The sequence below is a fragment of the Streptomyces sp. Root431 genome, from assembly GCF_001426585.1.
Taxonomy (GTDB): Bacteria; Actinomycetota; Actinomycetes; order Streptomycetales; family Streptomycetaceae; genus Streptomyces; species Streptomyces stackebrandtii.
On the sequence record NZ_LMEI01000001.1, the window covers coordinates 292,778 to 308,637 of the forward strand.

Sequence of the window (15,860 nt, forward strand, 5' to 3'; positions counted from 1 at the left end):
AACCGGAGGGACCGACAGAAGAGCTCAGATGGCGGCGAGTTCCCTCGCGGGGAGGCGGGTGCGGACCCGGTCGTAGCGGTGGAGGACGAGGCGGGCGAGGGCGGGGTGGGCGCCGAGCGGGTCGGCGGCGATCCAGGGGGCGTGGGCGGCGGCGCGGGTCGCGAAGAGGCCGGGGGCGGTGAAGCAGGAGGCGACGGCGACGCGGTGGCGGCCCCGGGCGGCGAGGGCGCGGACGGCCTCGGGGACGGTGGGCGCGGCGGCGGAGGCGTACGCGGGGAGGACGGGCACGCCGCCGAGGCGCTCGCCGAGGAGGGTGGCGATGCGGCGGATCTCGGCGCCGGACCGGGGGTCGCGGGAGCCGGCGGAGGCGAGGACGACGCCGGTGGCCGGGGAGGTGCCGTCCGCGGGGCTCCAGCCGGCCTGGGCGAGCCGGTCGGCGAGGGCCTCGACGAGGAGGGGGTGGGCGCCGAGCGGCTCGGCGACCCGGGCCCGGAGGCCGGGCGCGGCGGCGAGGGCGGCGGGGAGGTCGTGGGTGACGTGGTGGCCGGGGGCGAAGAGGAGGGGTACGAGGACGGCGTCCCGGCCTTCGGCGGCGAGTCCGGCGAGGGTGTCGTCGAGGAGGGGTGCGTTCAGCTCGATGTGGGCGAGGCGCACGTCGAGCCCGGGGCGCAGCTCGCGGACCCGGTCGAGGAGGCGGCTCAGGGTGGCGCGGGCGCGGGGGTCGCGGCTGCCGTGTCCGACGGCGACGAGGGTCGGGGCGGTTGCCGCGCGGGCGGCGGCGGGCGGGACGAGGGTGGGGACGTTCATCGGTGGGCGTGCCTCCTCGTCGTGCTTCCGCGGCCGACGGCCGTACGGATGCACGTGGCCGAGCTGGGTCCCGAGCTGCTCGGTGATCCTGCCGAGCAGCTCGGCGGCGCTGTCGAACGTGCTGTCCGGCTCCGTCATGCACCGATCCTGAAGGCGGCACGTTGCCTGCCCGTTGCGCGGGGGTCACGACTGGTTGCCATGGCCTCACGCGGGCAGCCCGGACGGTGTCAGGCGCCCAGCCAGACCCGCAGCGGGCCGATCTCCTCGAAGCCCGCGGCGAGTGCGGGAGGCAGGTCGCCGCCGGACTCGTAGCCGACGACGGGGCGGTCGACCGGGGCGGCGGCGAGGGCGCCCGCCCAGATGTGGGACGGGTCGGTGTCTCCCGTGGCGAAGAGGTTGGTCACGCCGGTGACACCTGCGCTCTCGCTGAGGACCGCGCCTCCGAGGATCCGGCCGTCGGCGGCGTATCCCGCGACGATCGTCGTCGCCGGGTCGGCGAGGAGTTCGGGGCGGAAGAGCGCCGCGTCGTCGGCGTCGTCGCCGCTCCAGGCGAGGGCCCAGGCGGAGAGCTCCTCCGGGGTGCGGACGGGGCGCCAGTCGCCGGTGGCGGCGGGGGCGGGGAGGCCCGCGGGCCGGTGGATCCAGCTCGCCTCGAAGAGCAGCCGGAAGCCCTCGGAGGCGAGGTCGAGGCGGGCGAAGCTGTCCTTGACGGAGGCTCCGGGGGTGGTCCGGTCGATGCCGGCCAGGACGTCCGCCGCGGTCGCGTCCTCGGTCAGCGTCACGCCGTCCGGGTAGTAGAGCGGGGTGCGGCGGCCGTTGGTCCAGGCGCGGGGCCCGAAGGTGCCGGGGTGTCCGTGGGCGTGGCACATGGCCTGGCACCACTCGGCGTTGTTGCGGACGGCGTCGATGATCATGGGCGGATCGTAGGGGTGCGCCGGGATTCCCGCCTCCCTATTTCTTCCTGCATTCCGTTCTGCGGAATATATTTTCCACCATGAGAATGTCCCCGCCCGCGCTCCCCCGGCGCGCCGCCGCCGAGTTCATCGGCACCGCCTCCCTCGTCGCCGTCATCGTCGGCTCCGGCATCCGCGCCGACTCCCTCAGCCAGGACATCGGCGTCCGCCTGCTCGCCAACGCCGCCGCCTCCGCCCTCGGCCTCGGCCTGCTCATCGCCCTCATCGGTCCGCTCTCCGGCGCCCACTTCAACCCCGTCGTGACCCTCTCCGAGTGGTGGTCCCGGCGCCCCGGGGGCGGCGGGCGCGAGGTGCTCGCCTACATCGGCGCCCAGCTCGCGGGCGCGGTCGCCGGCGCCCTGCTCGCCGAGGCCATGTTCGGGCGGGCGCCCGGCGCCTGGGCCACCGAGCCCCGCTCGGCGCTGCACCTCCTGCTCGGCGAGGCCGTCGCCACCGCCGGGCTCGTCCTCGTCGTGCAGGGCCTGCGCCACATCGGCCGCCCCGGTCTCGCGCCGGTCGCCGTCGCGGGCTACATCGGGGCGGCGATCTGGTTCACCTCCTCCGGCTCCTTCGCCAATCCGGCGGCCACCCTCGGCCGCGCCTTCTCCGACTCCTTCACCGGGATCGCCCCCGGCTCCGTCCCCTCCTACGCCGCCGCGCAGCTGCTCGGCATGCTGCTCGGGATGGTCCTGGCCGGTGTGTTGTACGGAACACGCGGGCCCTCCGGCGAACCGAAGTCCCCCGATCCGCGTCGGACGGGGTGACAGCACCACACCCAGCCCTGGAGGTTCCCGCATGCCGGCACGGCCGATCCGGTGGCCCCGCACGACGCGGGGCCGTCGCCGCACCGTCCAGGCCCTCATGCTCGGCGCCGTCCTCGCACTCGCCCCGGCGACCTGGATGCACACGGTCGCCGAGCCCCGGCTGCGGACGACCGCCGACGTGCCCGCCCGGGACGTCGCCGTCGTCTTCGGCGCCGGGCTGTGGAAGGGGCGCCCCACCCCGTACCTCGCGCACCGCCTCGACACGGCCGCCGAGCTGTACCGCACGGGCAAGGTCCGGGTCCTGCTCGTCACCGGGGACAACAGCAGGACCGCGTACGACGAGCCCAGCGCCATGCGCGCCTACCTCGCCGAGCGCGGGGTGCCAGAGGAGCGGATCGTCAGCGACTACGCGGGCTTCGACACCTGGGACTCCTGCGTCCGCGCCAAGAAGGTCTTCGGCGTCGACCGGGCCGTCCTCGTCACCCAGGACTTCCACATCAAGCGGGCCGTCGCCCTGTGCGGCCGGGCGGGCGTCGACGCGTACGGGGTCGGGGTCGCCGAACCCCGCGACCGCACCTGGTACTACGGCACCACCCGGGAGCTGTTCGCGGCCGGCAAGGCCTCCCTCGACGCAGCCCTGCGGCCGGATCCGCAGTTCCTCGGCCCGCGGGAGAAGGGCGTCACCGAGGCGCTGGCCTCACCTCGGAAGCCGTAGGGAACGGAGGGCATGGCACCGCTCCCGTAATACGGGGCGCCGCCCCGCGTAACACGCCTGACCCACGCTGGCGGCATGTCCGACGCCACCGCCGTCCCGACCCACTGCCCCTACTGCGCCCTGCAGTGCGGCATGTCGCTCCGCCCCACCGGCTCCCCCGAGCTGCCCGTCGAGGTGGTCGACCGGACCGATTTCCCCGTCAACCGGGGCGCGCTGTGCGGCAAGGGCCGCACCGCCCCCGCCGTACTCTCCTCCCGGGTCCGGCTCACCGAGCCCCTGGTCCGATGCCCTGACACGGGGGATCTGCGGCCCGCGACCTGGGAGGAGGCGCTCGCCGCCGTCGCCGACGGACTGCGCCGGACCCGCGCCGACCACGGTGCCGATGCCGTGGGGGTCTTCGGCGGCGGCGGGCTCACCAACGAGAAGGCGTACACGCTGGGGAAGTTCGCCCGGCTCGTCCTCGGGACCTCGCAGATCGACTACAACGGGCGCTTCTGCATGTCGTCCGCCGCCGCCGCGCACGGCAGGGCCTTCGGCCTCGACCGGGGACTCCCCTTCCCGCTGGAGGACATCCCCCGGACCGGCTGCGTGATCCTCGTCGGCTCCAACCTCGCCGAGACCATGCCGCCCGCCCTGCGCTACCTCACCGAGCTGAGGGAGAACGGCGGGAAGCTGATCGTCGTCGACCCGCGCCGCACCCGCACCGCCGAGCAGGCCGACCTCCACCTCGCCCCGCGACCCGGCACCGACCTCGCGCTCGCCCTCGGCATGCTCCATCTCGTCGTGGCCGAGGGCCGGGTGGACGAGGAGTTCGTAGAGGAGCGCACCACCGGCTGGGCGGCGGCCCGCGCCGGGGCCATGGCGCACTGGCCCGAGCAGGTCGAGCGGATCACCGGGGTCTCCGTGCCGGAGCTGCGCGAGGCGGTCGCGATGTTCTGCGACGCCGGCAGCGGCATGGTGCTGACCGCGCGCGGCCCCGAGCAGCAGTCCAAGGGCACGGACACCGTCGGCGCCTGGATCAACCTGTGCCTCGCCACCGGAAGGGCGGGCCGGCCGCTGAGCGGCTACGGCTGCCTCACCGGCCAGGGCAACGGCCAGGGCGGCCGGGAACACGGCCAGAAGGCCGACCAGCTGCCCGGCTACCGCAAGCTCGACGACCCGGCCGCCCGCGCGCACGTCGCCGGGGTGTGGGGCGTGGACCCGGATTCGCTGCCGGGGCCGGGGCGGAGTGCGTACGAGCTCCTCGACGCGCTCGGCGGCGACGTGAAGGCCCTGCTCCTCATGGGCTCCAACCCGGTCGTCTCCGCGCCCCGCGCCGCGCACGTCGAGGGGCGGCTGCGCTCGCTCGACTTCCTCGCCGTCGCCGACGTCGTGCTCTCCGAGACCGCCGCCCTCGCCGACGTCGTCCTGCCCGTCACGCAGTGGGCCGAGGAGACCGGGACGATGACCAACCTGGAGGGCCGGGTGCTGCTGCGCCGCCGCGCGCTCACCCCGCCGGCCGGGGTCCGCAGCGACCTGGAGGCGCTGCGGGGGCTCGCCGGGCTGCTCGGCTGGGAGAAGGGTTTCTCCGCCGACCCCGAGGAGGTCTTCGACGAGCTGCGGCGCGCCTCGGCCGGCGGGCCCGCCGACTACGCGGGCATCAGCTACCGGCGGATCGAGGAGGAGCAGGGCGTCTTCTGGCCCTGTCCCGACGAGGACCACGGCGGTACGCCCCGGCTCTTCCTCGACCGGTTCGCGACCCCCGACGGGCGGGCCCGGTTCGTGCCGGTGGTGCACCGGCCGGCGGCGGAGGAGACGGACGCCGAGTACCCGGTGGTCCTCACCACGGGCCGGGTCGTGTCCCAGTACCAGTCGGGGGCGCAGACGCGGCGGGTCGCCGAGCTGAACGCGGCGGCGCCCGGGCCCTTCGTGGAGCTCCACCCGCGGCTCGCCGAGCGGCTCGGGGTGGCCGAGGGCGAGCGGCTCGCGGTGGTCTCGCGGCGCGGGCGGGCCGTCGCGCCGGCCCGGATCACGACGGCGATCCGGCCGGACACCGTCTTCATGCCGTTCCACTGGGCGGGCGAGGGCCGGGCGAACACGCTGGTCAATCCGGCACTGGACCCGGTCTCCCGGATGCCCGAGTTCAAGGTGTGCGCGGTCCGTCTGGAACGGGACGCCTGAACCAGTCTCCGGTGGGGATGAGCGGGCCGAGTTCCGTCTCCGGGCTCGCGACGTACGTCCAGGCCCGGACCGTCTCGCCGTCGCGGAGCCGGACCGTCTCGACGGCGGTCCGCTCGTACCCGGCGTCGCCCTCCATCCGGTCGAGTGCGCCGAGCAGTTCGCCGTACGCCTCGGGCGCCGCCGTCACGAGCGTGCCCGTGACCGTGCCCTCCCCCGGCACCGCGTACGGGTAGCCGGGGCCGTCGTGCAGGAGGGCGCCCGGGAGCCTGGCCTCCTCCTCTGCGATCGTCCGGCCGAGGAGCAGCCGGTCGTGGTTGTACGCGCCGGGGCGCAGCGTCCCGTAGACGAAGAAGGGGAGGGCCGATGGCGCGGTCACGGGTGCGCCACCTCCCTGCCGAGCCAGGCCAGGTAGGCGGAGGAGGCCCGGACGACGGGGGTGGCGATGATCTCCGGGGTGTCGTAGTCGTGGGCGGCGAGGAGGTGGTCCTCCAGGGCCTCGTAGCGGGCTTCGGTGGTCTTGAACACGACCTGCCACTCCTCGGCGGTCTCGATCGCCCGCTGCCAGTGGTAGACGGAGGTGACGGGCCCGGAGATCTGGGCGCAGGCGGCGAGACGGGCCTCGACGGCGCCGCGCGCGAGCGCCTCGGCCTTCTCGTGGCTGTCGGTGGTCGTGAGGACGGTGAGGGCGAGAGTGGTCACGCCCTCACCGTACTGAGCGTTCACGCCGCCGCGAACTGGGCTTCGTACAGCCGGGCGTACGCGCCGCCGGCGGCGAGCAGTTCGTCGTGGGTGCCCTGTTCGGCGATCGAGCCGCTCTCCATCACCAGGATCACGTCCGCGTCGCGGATCGTGGAGAGCCGGTGGGCGACGACGAAGCTGGTGCGGCCCGCGCGGAGGGACGACATGGCCTGCTGGACGTGGAGTTCCGTGCGGGTGTCGACGGAGCTGGTGGCCTCGTCGAGGACGAGGATGACCGGCTCGGAGAGGAAGGCGCGGGCGAGGGTGACGAGCTGCTTCTCGCCGGCGCTGAGGCCTCCCCCGTCCTCGTCGAGGACGGTGTCGTACCCGTCGGGGAGGGTCCGGATGAAGCGGTCGGCGTGCGCGGCCCGCGCAGCCTCGACGATCCGCTCGCGGGGGACCTCGCCGGGCAGCCCGTAGGCGATGTTGTCGGCGATGGTGCCCCCGAAGAGCCAGGTGTCCTGGAGGACCATGCCGATGTCCTTCCGCAGGTCCTCGCGGGACATCGTCGCGATGTCCGTGCCGTCCAGGGTGATCCGGCCGCCGGTGACCTCGTAGAACCGCATGAGGAGGTTGACGAGGGTCGTCTTGCCGGCGCCCGTGGGGCCGACGATCGCGACGGTCCGGCCGGGCTCCACGGTGAGCGACAGGTCCTCGACGAGCGGCTTGTCGGCCTCGTAGCGGAAGGCGACCTTCTCGAAGGAGACCCTGCCCTTGACCTGTGCGGGGCGCTCCGGCCGGGCCGGGTCCGGGGACTCCTCGTCGGCGTCGAGGAGGTCGAAGACCCGCTCGGCGGAGGCCACTCCGGACTGGAGGAGGTTGGCCATGGCGGCGACCTGGTTGATCGGGCCGTTGAACTCGTACGAGTACTGGATGAAGGCCTGCACGTCGCCGACGGTCAGGGTGCCGCTCGCCACCCGCAGACCGCCGACGACCGCGAGGACGACGTAGTTGAGGTTGCCGACGAAGGTCAGCGCGGGCTGGATGAAGCCGGAGACGAACTGGGCGCGGAAGCTCGCCCGGTACAGCTCCTCGCCGAGCTCGTCGAAGCGGTCCACGGCCTCGGCGCGGCGGCCGAAGGCGACGACCTCGGTGTGACCGGTGATCATCTCCTCGACGTGGCTGCCGAGGCGGCCGGTGACCGCCCACTGCTTCACGAACTGCGGCTGGGCACGCCGTCCGACGAAGGCGGCGACGGCGACCGAGACGGGCACGGTGGCGAGGGCGACGAGGGCGAGGACCGGGCTGATCCAGAACATCATCGCGAGGACCCCGATGAGGGTCAGCAGGGCGCGGGTCATCTGGCTGAAGGTCTGCTGGAGGGTCTGGGTGATGTTGTCGATGTCGTTCGTGGTGCGGGAGAGGACCTCGCCGCGCTGCTGCCGGTCGAAGTACGTGAGGGGCAGCCGCCCCAGCTTGTGCTGGGCCTGCTCGCGGAGGCGCCGGCCGGCCCGCTGGACGACGGTGGTGGCGATCCGGAGCTGGATCCAGGTGAAGAGGGACGAGCCGGCGACGACCGCGGCGGAGAGGGCGAGGAGCCGGCCGACGGCGGCGAAGTCGACCCCGGCCGGGCCGGTGGCGCCGGTGACGACGAGGTCGGTGGCGCGGCCGAGGAGGAGGGGGCTGAGGACGCCGAGGGCGACGGCCGTGGCGCCGACGGCGAGGACGGCGAGCAGTAAGGCCTTGTCGGGGGCGAGGGTGCGCAGGAGGCGGAGGCCGGAGGCACGGAAGGCGAGGGAGCGTTCGAGGGCGGGGGTGGGGAGGCCGGGGCCGGGGGTGCGCTGTCGGGGCGGGGGGCCGCTGCGGGCGGGGGCGGCGGAGGATCCGTTCGTCGTGCGGGTGGGCGTCGCCGTACTCATGCGGCTTCCTCCTCGGTGAGCTGGGAGAGGACGATCTCCCGGTAGGTGGCGCTGTCCCGCATGAGGGACTCGTGGGTGCCGGTGCCGACGGTCCGGCCCCGGTCGAGGACGACGATCCGGTCGGCGTGCCGGATGGTGGAGACCCGCTGGGCGACGATCACCACGGTCGAGTCGGCCGTCTCCCGCCGGAGCGCCTCGCGCAGCAGGGCGTCGGTGCGGGCGTCGAGGGCGGAGAAGGAGTCGTCGAAGAGGTAGATGCGGGGGCGGGCGACGAGGACCCGGGCGATGGCGAGCCGCTGCCGCTGGCCGCCGGAGAGGTTGGTGCCGCCCTGGGCGACCGGGGCGTCGAGGCCGTCGTCGAGGGCCCGGACGAAGTCGGCGGCCTGGGCGRYCTCCAGGGCGTGCCAGAGCTCCTCGTCGCTCGCGTCGGGCTTCCCGTACCGCAGGTTCGTCGCCACCGTCCCGGAGAACAGGTACGGCTTCTGCGGCATCAGGGCGGGATCGAGTTCGCGGACGTCGACGCCGTCGACGAGGACCTCGCCGCCGGTCGCGTCGAAGAGCCGCGGGACGAGCCCGAGGAGTGTCGACTTGCCGCTGCCGGTGGAGCCGATGATCGCGGTGGTCCGTCCGGGGCCGGCGGCGAGGTCGACGTCCTTGAGGACGGACTCCTCGGCGCCCGGGTAGCGGAATCCGACGCCCGTGAGGTCGAGCCGGCCGGAGCCTTCGAGGGCGCGGACGGGGTGGAGGGGCGGGGTGACGGAGAGCGGGGTGTCGAGGACCTCGCGGATGCGCTCGGCGCCGACCTCGGCGCGCGGCATGTGCATCAGGAGGAAGAGGACCATCATCACGGCCATGGAGGTCTGGAGCAGGTAGCCGAGGAAGGCGACGAGCCCGCCGGGCTGGAGGTCGCCGCCTTCGATGCGGTGGGCGCCGACGTAGATGAGGGCAACGGTCGTCAGCTCCCAGATGACGAGGACCATCGGGAACATGAGGGCCTGGAGCCGGCCGGCCCGGAGGCCGACGGTGAGGAGTTCGTCGTTGGCCGCGCCGAACCGTTCCCGCTCGTGCCGGTCGCGGACGAAGGCGCGGACCACGCGGACACCGGTGATCTGCTCGCGCAGCACCCGGTTGACCCGGTCGACGCGCTCCTGCATGCCCCGGAAGAGGGGCCGCATCCGCAGGACGACGGTGCCGACGGCGCCGGTCATCACGGGCAGGAAGAGGAAGAGGACGAGGGCGAGCGGCACGTCCTGGCGCAGGGCCATGGCGAGTCCGCCGAAGCAGAGCAGGGGCGCGGCGACCAGCATCGTCAGGACGAGGACGGTGAACGTCTGGACCTGCTGGACGTCGTTGGTGGTCCGGGTGATGAGGGAGGCGGCGCCGAAGCGGCCCCGCTCCTGGGCGGAGAAGTCCTGGACGCGGCGGAAGACCTCGGAGCGCAGGTCGCGGGCGACGCCCATGGCGATCCTGGCGCCGGTGTAGGTGGCGGCGGCCGCCGCCGCGGCCTGGAGGAGGGTGATGCCGAGCATCTCGGCGCCCCCGCGGAGGACACGGTCGGTGTCCCCGCGGAGGACGCCCTCGTCGATGACTCCGGCGTTGAGGGTGGGCAGGGCGAGCGAGGCGAGGGACTGGACGAGCTGGAGGAGGACGAGGAGGACGAGGAGGGCCCGGTAGGGCTTGAGGCGGGGGGCGAGGAGTCGCAGCAGCATGGTGACGGTCCCTCACGCGGCGTACGGGCGGGCGGACTTGGCTTCCTTGAGCGCGAGGGCCCACCAGGCGAGCTGGTCGAGGAGCACCTTGGCCGCGCCCTCGGCGCCGTCCGGGTCCTTGTGGCGGCCTTCCTCGTCGAACAGCCCCCAGGCGGAGTGGAAGGAGACGGTGTCGCGGACGGTGACGGCGTGCATCTCGGCGAAGACCTGGCGGAGTTGCTCGACGGCGCGCAGGCCGCCGGAGATGCCGCCGTAGGAGATGAAGCCGACGGGCTTGGCCTGCCACTCGGTGTAGTGCCGGTCGATGAGGTTCTTGAGGGAGGCGGGGAAGGAGTGGTTGTACTCGGGGGTGAGGACGACGAAGGCGTCGGCGGCGGCCAGCACCGGGGAGACCTTGGCGAGTTCGGCGCGGACGGCCGGGGACGGGTTGTGGGAGAGGCCGGTGGGGAGGTCGATCTCGGCGAGGTCGACGACCGTCACGGCGAAGTCCTCGCGCTCGGCGAGCCGGGAGCGGAACCAGTCGGCGATGACGGGGGCGAAGCGGCCTTCGCGGTCGCTCGCGACGATGAGGGCGAGGGCGAGGGGGGCGGTGGCACCCTCGGTGGAGGTGGCGGAAACGGCGGGCGAGGTGGAGTTCGTGATGTCCATGCCGATGATCGTGGTACCTCAAGTTTGGTTGAGGTCAAGCGCTCCCCCGGGGACCGTTCCGGAGACTTTTCCCGAGCCCGTTCCCGGCACGTACGGTGAAGGCATGACGACTCCTCACGTACCGCCCGCCGACTCGCCGCACGTCGAGGTCGACGGAGTCCCGGCGACCGACCCGGCGCTCCTGACGACCCTCATGAGCGGCTTCGGCCACTTCACGGCGATGCAGGTGCGGGACGGACGCGTACAGGGACTCGGCCGCCACCTCGAACGGCTCGACCGCTCCACCCGCGAGCTCTTCGGGGAGGCACTGCCCGGCGACCGCGTCCGCGCCCTGCTCACCGGGGCCGTACAGGCCTCCGGCCGGCGGGACTGCTCGGCCCGGGTGTACGTGTACGACGGCGTCCGCCTCGTGGTCGTCGTCCGCGAGCCCGCCGCCGACGGGCCCGGGGCGCCGCAGCGCCTGAAAAGCGTCGACTACCTGCGCCCCGCGGCGCACATCAAGCACCTGGGCGGCTTCGGCCAGAGCTACCACGGCGAGGCGGCCCGGCGGGACGGCTACGACGAGGCCCTGCTGACCTCCCCGACCGGCGAGATCGCCGAAGGGGCGGTCACCAACATCGCCTTCTGGGACGGCACTTCGGTGGTCTGGCCGTCGGCGCCCTGCCTGACGGGGATCACGATGGGCCTCCTCGAACCGCTGCTCGGCTCGGTGCGGCGGCCGGTGACGCTCGCGGACCTGGGCCGGTACCGTGCTGCGTTCGTGACGAACTCCCGTGGCATCGCCCCGGTTTCGGGGATCGACGCGGTCGGCTTCGCGGTGGACGAGGACCTGATGAAGAGGGTCTACTCGGCGTACGAGTCGGTGGAGTGGGACGCGCTGTAGCCACGGCGGAACCGTAGGAGGCAAGGGAACGATGGCCGCGAGATACCTCGTCTCGCCCCGGGGCGGCCGCCGCGCCTACCCCGACATCACCTCCGCGCTCCGCGCCGCGGAGGCACGGGGCAGGGCGGCGCTGATCGAGATCGCGCCCGGCCACTACGAGGAGGCGCTCACCGTCAGGGGCGAGATCCGGCTCGCCGCGGCCGAGGGCCCGGGCTCCGTCCTGGTCAGCCGGCCGCACGGCGCCGTCCTCGACGCCTTCGGCGCGGTCTCCGTCCACGGCCTGACGCTGGCCGGCCGCGACGCCGCCGTGGACATCGTCGGCTGCCACACGGGGACGCTGACACTGGATCGCACGGAGATCCGGGCGCACGACGGCGTCGCCGTGCACGCCCGGCCGCACACCTCCGTCACCCTGCGGGACAGCATCGTCCTGTACGGCCGCACCGTCTTCACCGGCTCGGCCGGACTGATCGAGCGGTGCCGGTTCACCGACGCCGCGAACAACGCGATCGCCGCGATCGAGGGCGCCCGCGTCACCGTCCGGGGCAGCCGGATCGAGGGCAGCCGGATCCACGGGCTGCGGGTCTGCGGCGCGCGGGCCGAGATCGTCGGCTGCGAGGTGACCGGTACGGGGCAGGCGGCGGTCGTCGCGGACACCCGTGGGGAGCTCGCCGTGACGGAGTGCGCGATCAGCGCCACCCACGCGGAGGGGATCATGTTCATCGAGCAGTCCCGGGGCTCCGTGGACCGCACCACCGTCACCGACGCGCTGCACGGAATCGTCACGAAGAGCGGCGCGGGACCGGTGGTGCGCGGCTCCGTCTTCGCCGACTGCCGCGACACCGGCATCAACGTCCAGGACGCCGGCCTGGGGACGTTCGAACACTGCCGGGTCACGCACGCGCGCAACGTCGCGGTGTTCTCGACCAAGGGCGGCGCGCCCGAGGTGCGGGACTGCGTCGTCTCCGGAGGGAACGTCGGCATCGCCGTCATCGAAGGCGGCAGGGGCCGCTTCACCCGGGTCGGGGTCGAGGACCTGGCGGGCACCGCGCTGCGGGTCTACGACGAGGCCTCGGCCACCTTCACGGACGTCCGCGTGGAGCGCTGCCCGGCCGGCCTGGAGGCCCGGGGCAACGGCGGCACGACGGCCGAGGTGTCCGGCGCGGTGTTCCGCGACATCTCCCTGGGGGCGGTGGCCATCGACGGCCAGTCGCGCGTCACCCTCAGGAACGTGACGGCGGAGCGCGGCGTCATGGGCTTCGCCGTCGCCGGCGAGGCCATGCTCCAGGTCGCCGACAGCGACGTCACGGGGGTGAGCGGCGGCGGGTTCGCCGCCCTCGGGAGCGGGCGGCTCGTCGCGCGGAACATCACCGTGACCGGCTCGGAGGGCCTGGGCGCGTTCGGGACGGGCAGCTCCTACGTGGACATCACCGACGCCACGTTCACCGACTGCGCGGTGGCCGCGAGCTTCGACGAGAAGGCGGCCGGCCGGCTGGTGGACTGCGCGGTGAACGGTACGAGCGGGGTGGCCGTCCAGCACAACGGCCTCGTCGACCTGGTCTCGCTGCGGACGTCGCTGCCGGTCGTCCGGCACAAGGAGAAGCCGGCCGCGCCCGCGCAGATCGTCCAGGTCCTCAACAACCCGGTGTTCAACGGCCCGGTCTTCAACGGCCCCGTGCACGATGTCCAGTTGGCCTGGAACAACGGCCATGTCGTCCAGCAGCAGCCCGAAGGGGACGGTACGCACCCATGAGCGACCCGCGGAACACCCACAGCGACCCGCAGAACACCCACAACCACGACGGACCCGTCTTCAACGCGGGCGTCTCCCACGCCCAGTTCGCCTGGAACAACGAGACGGTCACCCAGAACCAGCAGAGCAACGGCGGCACGGTCGCCCCCGGCTACGAGGCGCTCGCCGAGCTGGTGACCCGGCTGCTCGGGCAGCTGCCCGAGCAGGGCCTCGCCGACCGGGACCGCGAGGACGCGGAGGCGGCGGCACAGGAGGTCCTCGGGGAGATCACCCGCACGGACGCCGCCCCCGAGGAGGGCAGGCTGCGCCGTGCCCTCGCCGGGCTCAGGGGGGCGCTGGCCCCGGTGGCGACGGGTATCGCGGCCGGGACGACGGTCGGGGCGCAGGAATGGGCCCTGGCGGCGATCGCCGGCCTGACCGGCGCCGGGTGACCCCGCGGGAGAGGGCTCAGGGCCGAACGGGGAGCGGGGCGGCACTCCACGTCACCCGTTCGGCACGAGCCGTCAGCTGACGCCACGTAACCAGCTCTGACCTGCGTAAACGTCGGAAATCCAGCCGACACACCGCACCGGACGGCGCAATCCTGATGCCCCATCAGCAGGCGGGGGGCGCGGGGCGGCTCTTATCTCGGTCACAGAAGGTCCGTTCCGGGAAGTCCCTCCCGGGAGGATCCCCGGCTTGACCGGCATGACCGCTCGCGCGCCCCGGAGGACCCCATGCGCACCCTTGCCCGCCTGTTCACCGGTACCGCGCTGACGGTCGCCGCGATCGGGGCGTTCGCCGCCCCCGCGGCGTACGCCAACAACGAGAACGACAACGACCGCGGCTTCCAGTCGCTGGAGGTCTACCCCTCCTCCGCCACGCCCGGGGAGACCATCACGGTCAACACCCTGGCCTGTGGCAAACACGGCCACGGCGTCGGCGACGCGAACTCGCTGGGAGCCGGAGAGTTCCAGCTGGAGTCCAGCACGCACAAGGAGGTCGTGGTCGGCCAGTTCCGCGTGCCGGAGCACGTCAAGCCCGGTACGTACGGCATCAGTGTCGCCTGTGACAACGGGAAGACGGCCCGGGGAGACCTGACCGTCAAGCACCGGAATCCGAGCGGCCACGTCCAGACCGGCGTCGGGGGCAGTGTCGGCCCCGACTCCGCCCAGGTCACGGCAGGCGCGGCGGTGCTGGCCGCGGCTGCCGTAGGCGGTGTCTGGCTCCTGCGCCGCCGGGCGAGCGGCGCGCAGGGGCACTGAGGACCCCGCCCGTCCTGCCCCCGCCGCGCGCCCGCACACGGCCCGGCGGGGGCAGGGCCACACCCCCATGGCCGGATCGCCGGATCGCCGGATCGTCCGAGAGACCGACAGACCGAGAGACCGAGAGACCGACCGTCCGAGGGACCGCTGAGGAATCCAGGTGAGCAACAGGAGCAAAGGCTGGGGCATAGCCGTGGCCGCCTGCGTCGGACTCTGGCTCGTCCAGAACGGCTCGCAGGACATCACCCCGCCCGTACCGTCGGCCGCCCAGGCCTTCGCGGCCGGGCCGAGCGTGCACACCGACGCCGCCGCCGACCCGCTGCCGCCCTCGGCGCCCGTACGGCTCCGCATCCCCGAGACCGACGTGGACACCCCGATGATGCGGCTCGGCCTCGCCGCGAACGGCACCCTCGACGTGCCGCCCGCCGGGGACCGGAACCTGGCCGGCTGGTACGGGGACGGGATCACTCCCGGCGCCAAGGGCGCCGCGATCGTCGCGGGCCACGTCGACAACGCCCAGGGGCCCGCCGTCTTCTACACGCTGGGCGCCCTCAAGAAGGGCCACCGGATCGAGGTGGACCGGCAGGACGGCCGTACCGCCGTCTTCACGGTCGACGCGGTCGAGGTGTACGCGAACGAGGAGTTCCCGGACAAGAAGGTGTACGGGGAGACGGACCGCGCGGAGATCCGGGTGATCACCTGCGGCGGCGGCTTCTCGAAGAAGAACGGCTACCAGGGGAACGTCGTCGCCTTCGGCCACCTCATCGGGGTGCGGTAGGGCGTGCGGTGGGGCGTCGCGCCCGGGTCACGCCCACTGGTCGAAGGCGAGCTTCGCGACCAGCGAGAAGACCACGACCAGCAGCACCCCGCGGACGAACTCGGCACCCTTGCTCAGCGCCATCCGGGCCCCGACCATGCCGCCCGCGAGGTTGAAGACGGCCATGACGGCCGCCAGCTGCCAGAACACGCTGCCCTGGTAGGCGAACATGGCGAGCGCGCCCGCGTTGGTGCAGACGTTGACGATCTTCGCGGTGGCGGAGGCGGTCACCAGGTCCAGGTGGAGGACGGCGGTCAGCGCGAGGACCAGGAAGGTGCCGGTGCCCGGCCCGAACAGGCCGTCGTAGAAGCCGATCCCGCCGCCGACGACCACGATCGCGGTCACGATCCTCGCCCGGGTCAGGGGCGCCCGCTCCTCCCCCTGGGCCTTCGCGCCGAAGGAGGGCCGTAGCATCACGAAGGCCGCCACGGCGAGCAGCACCACCATGATCACCGGGCGCAGGACGTCGCTGCTGATCCCTGCGGCGAAGAAGGCGCCGATCATGGAGCCCAGGAGGGCCGCGAGCCCGATCCGTACCGCCGTCCAGACCTGGACGGGCGCCTTGCGGACGTAGGTGACGGCGGCCCCGGTGGTGCCCACGATCGCGACGGCCTTGTTGGTGCCGAGGATGTGCGCGGCGGGGACGTGGGGCAGCCCGAGCAGGAGGGCGGGGAGCAGGAGCAGCCCGCCGCCGCCGACCACGGCGTCGATCCAGCCCGCCACGAGCGCGGCGAGGCAGAGCAGGACAAGCGTCGTCAGCGTGATCTCGGGCATGGTCGAGAGACTAGGGAGGAGATCGTTGCCCCGTCC

At 73.6% G+C, this 15,860-nt stretch carries 16 protein-coding genes; 8 read left to right on the forward strand and 8 right to left on the reverse strand.

Annotated elements, in window-relative coordinates; all coding sequences use genetic code 11:
• Positions 1-24 precede the first annotated feature (24 nt).
• Positions 25-945: a sirohydrochlorin chelatase gene (locus tag ASC82_RS01325; RefSeq protein WP_079038973.1), complete on the reverse strand. Its 921-nt coding sequence runs from the start codon at positions 943-945 to the stop codon at positions 25-27.
• 89 nt (positions 946-1,034) lie between these two features.
• A complete protein-coding gene (locus ASC82_RS01330) occupies positions 1,035-1,721 on the reverse strand; it encodes a hypothetical protein (RefSeq protein WP_056640187.1) in 687 nt (228 codons plus the stop codon).
• Positions 1,722-1,801: 80 nt separating this feature from the next.
• Between ASC82_RS01330 and ASC82_RS01335 the strand changes: the two genes are divergently transcribed.
• From ASC82_RS01335 to ASC82_RS01345, 3 genes are all read left to right on the forward strand, one after another.
• Positions 1,802-2,524: an aquaporin gene (locus tag ASC82_RS01335; RefSeq protein WP_056640190.1), complete on the forward strand. Its 723-nt coding sequence runs from the start codon at positions 1,802-1,804 to the stop codon at positions 2,522-2,524.
• A gap of 31 nt (positions 2,525-2,555) precedes the next feature.
• The gene (locus tag ASC82_RS01340) at positions 2,556-3,239 is read left to right on the forward strand and encodes an ElyC/SanA/YdcF family protein (RefSeq protein WP_056640193.1); all 684 of its coding nucleotides are present in this window, start codon (positions 2,556-2,558) and stop codon (positions 3,237-3,239) included.
• A gap of 75 nt (positions 3,240-3,314) precedes the next feature.
• Complete coding sequence (locus ASC82_RS01345) at positions 3,315-5,399, forward strand: molybdopterin oxidoreductase family protein (RefSeq protein WP_056640196.1); 2,085 nt, start codon at positions 3,315-3,317, stop codon at positions 5,397-5,399.
• On the opposite strand, the gene ASC82_RS01350 is transcribed toward ASC82_RS01345, so the two are convergent.
• From ASC82_RS01350 to ASC82_RS01370, 5 genes are read right to left on the reverse strand one after another with little or no spacing between them, the layout of a single operon-like run.
• Positions 5,362-5,775, reverse strand: a complete 414-nt coding sequence (locus tag ASC82_RS01350) for a gamma-glutamylcyclotransferase family protein (RefSeq protein WP_056640200.1) — start codon at positions 5,773-5,775, stop codon at positions 5,362-5,364. The two genes, ASC82_RS01345 and ASC82_RS01350, sit on opposite strands and share 38 nt — an antisense overlap.
• Positions 5,772-6,098, reverse strand: a complete 327-nt coding sequence (gene cutA / locus ASC82_RS01355) for a divalent-cation tolerance protein CutA (protein WP_056641412.1) — start codon at positions 6,096-6,098, stop codon at positions 5,772-5,774. The genes ASC82_RS01350 and cutA overlap by 4 nt, the downstream gene beginning before the upstream one ends.
• A 20-nt stretch (positions 6,099-6,118) precedes the next feature.
• A complete protein-coding gene (locus ASC82_RS01360; RefSeq protein WP_056640203.1) occupies positions 6,119-7,996 on the reverse strand; it encodes an ABC transporter ATP-binding protein in 1,878 nt (625 codons plus the stop codon).
• Positions 7,993-9,705, reverse strand: coding sequence for an ABC transporter ATP-binding protein (locus tag ASC82_RS01365; RefSeq protein ID WP_056640206.1), 1,713 nt, complete (start codon positions 9,703-9,705; stop codon positions 7,993-7,995). The genes ASC82_RS01360 and ASC82_RS01365 overlap by 4 nt, the downstream gene beginning before the upstream one ends.
• A gap of 12 nt (positions 9,706-9,717) precedes the next feature.
• Positions 9,718-10,353, reverse strand: coding sequence for an NAD(P)H-dependent oxidoreductase (locus ASC82_RS01370; RefSeq protein WP_056640209.1), 636 nt, complete (start codon positions 10,351-10,353; stop codon positions 9,718-9,720).
• Between the two features lie 103 nt (positions 10,354-10,456).
• On the opposite strand from ASC82_RS01370, the gene ASC82_RS01375 reads away from it, so the two are divergent.
• The 5 genes from ASC82_RS01375 (at position 10,457) to ASC82_RS01395 (ending at position 15,011) form a co-directional block, all read left to right on the forward strand.
• The gene (locus ASC82_RS01375) at positions 10,457-11,236 is read left to right on the forward strand and encodes an aminotransferase class IV (protein ID WP_056640212.1); all 780 of its coding nucleotides are present in this window, start codon (positions 10,457-10,459) and stop codon (positions 11,234-11,236) included.
• A 31-nt stretch (positions 11,237-11,267) separates the two neighbouring features.
• Positions 11,268-12,989 (forward strand): right-handed parallel beta-helix repeat-containing protein, encoded by a 1,722-nt coding sequence (locus tag ASC82_RS01380; RefSeq protein WP_056640215.1) that lies wholly within the window; start codon positions 11,268-11,270, stop codon positions 12,987-12,989.
• Positions 12,986-13,420, forward strand: a complete 435-nt coding sequence (locus tag ASC82_RS01385) for a hypothetical protein (RefSeq protein ID WP_056640218.1) — start codon at positions 12,986-12,988, stop codon at positions 13,418-13,420. The genes ASC82_RS01380 and ASC82_RS01385 overlap by 4 nt, the downstream gene beginning before the upstream one ends.
• A gap of 285 nt (positions 13,421-13,705) precedes the next feature.
• Positions 13,706-14,233: a hypothetical protein gene (locus tag ASC82_RS01390; protein ID WP_056640221.1), complete on the forward strand. Its 528-nt coding sequence runs from the start codon at positions 13,706-13,708 to the stop codon at positions 14,231-14,233.
• A gap of 160 nt (positions 14,234-14,393) precedes the next feature.
• Positions 14,394-15,011, forward strand: a complete 618-nt coding sequence (locus tag ASC82_RS01395; RefSeq protein ID WP_056640224.1) for a class F sortase — start codon at positions 14,394-14,396, stop codon at positions 15,009-15,011.
• 27 nt (positions 15,012-15,038) lie between these two features.
• Here ASC82_RS01395 and ASC82_RS01400 read toward each other — a convergent pair whose 3' ends face one another.
• On the reverse strand, positions 15,039-15,824 hold the full coding sequence (locus ASC82_RS01400; RefSeq protein ID WP_056640227.1) for a TSUP family transporter: 786 nt from the start codon (positions 15,822-15,824) through the stop codon (positions 15,039-15,041).
• Positions 15,825-15,860: the final 36 nt, after the last annotated feature.

Excerpts from the sequence above, each read along its gene's own strand:
- ASC82_RS01400 (WP_056640227.1), bottom strand. The coding sequence starts at position 15,824 with ATGCCCGAGATCACGCTGACGACGCTTGTCCTGCTCTGCCTCGCCGCG.
- ASC82_RS01385 (WP_056640218.1), top strand. The coding sequence starts at position 12,986 with ATGAGCGACCCGCGGAACACCCACAGCGACCCGCAGAACACCCACAAC.
- ASC82_RS01375 (WP_056640212.1), top strand. The coding sequence starts at position 10,457 with ATGACGACTCCTCACGTACCGCCCGCCGACTCGCCGCACGTCGAGGTC.
- ASC82_RS01370 (WP_056640209.1), bottom strand. The coding sequence starts at position 10,353 with ATGGACATCACGAACTCCACCTCGCCCGCCGTTTCCGCCACCTCCACC.
- ASC82_RS01345 (WP_056640196.1), top strand. The coding sequence starts at position 3,315 with ATGTCCGACGCCACCGCCGTCCCGACCCACTGCCCCTACTGCGCCCTG.
- ASC82_RS01390 (WP_056640221.1), top strand. The coding sequence starts at position 13,706 with ATGCGCACCCTTGCCCGCCTGTTCACCGGTACCGCGCTGACGGTCGCC.
- ASC82_RS01335 (WP_056640190.1), top strand. The coding sequence starts at position 1,802 with ATGAGAATGTCCCCGCCCGCGCTCCCCCGGCGCGCCGCCGCCGAGTTC.
- ASC82_RS01380 (WP_056640215.1), top strand. The coding sequence starts at position 11,268 with ATGGCCGCGAGATACCTCGTCTCGCCCCGGGGCGGCCGCCGCGCCTAC.
- ASC82_RS01325 (WP_079038973.1), bottom strand. The coding sequence starts at position 945 with ATGACGGAGCCGGACAGCACGTTCGACAGCGCCGCCGAGCTGCTCGGC.
- ASC82_RS01340 (WP_056640193.1), top strand. The coding sequence starts at position 2,556 with ATGCCGGCACGGCCGATCCGGTGGCCCCGCACGACGCGGGGCCGTCGC.
- ASC82_RS01330 (WP_056640187.1), bottom strand. The coding sequence starts at position 1,721 with ATGATCATCGACGCCGTCCGCAACAACGCCGAGTGGTGCCAGGCCATG.
- ASC82_RS01360 (WP_056640203.1), bottom strand. The coding sequence starts at position 7,996 with ATGAGTACGGCGACGCCCACCCGCACGACGAACGGATCCTCCGCCGCC.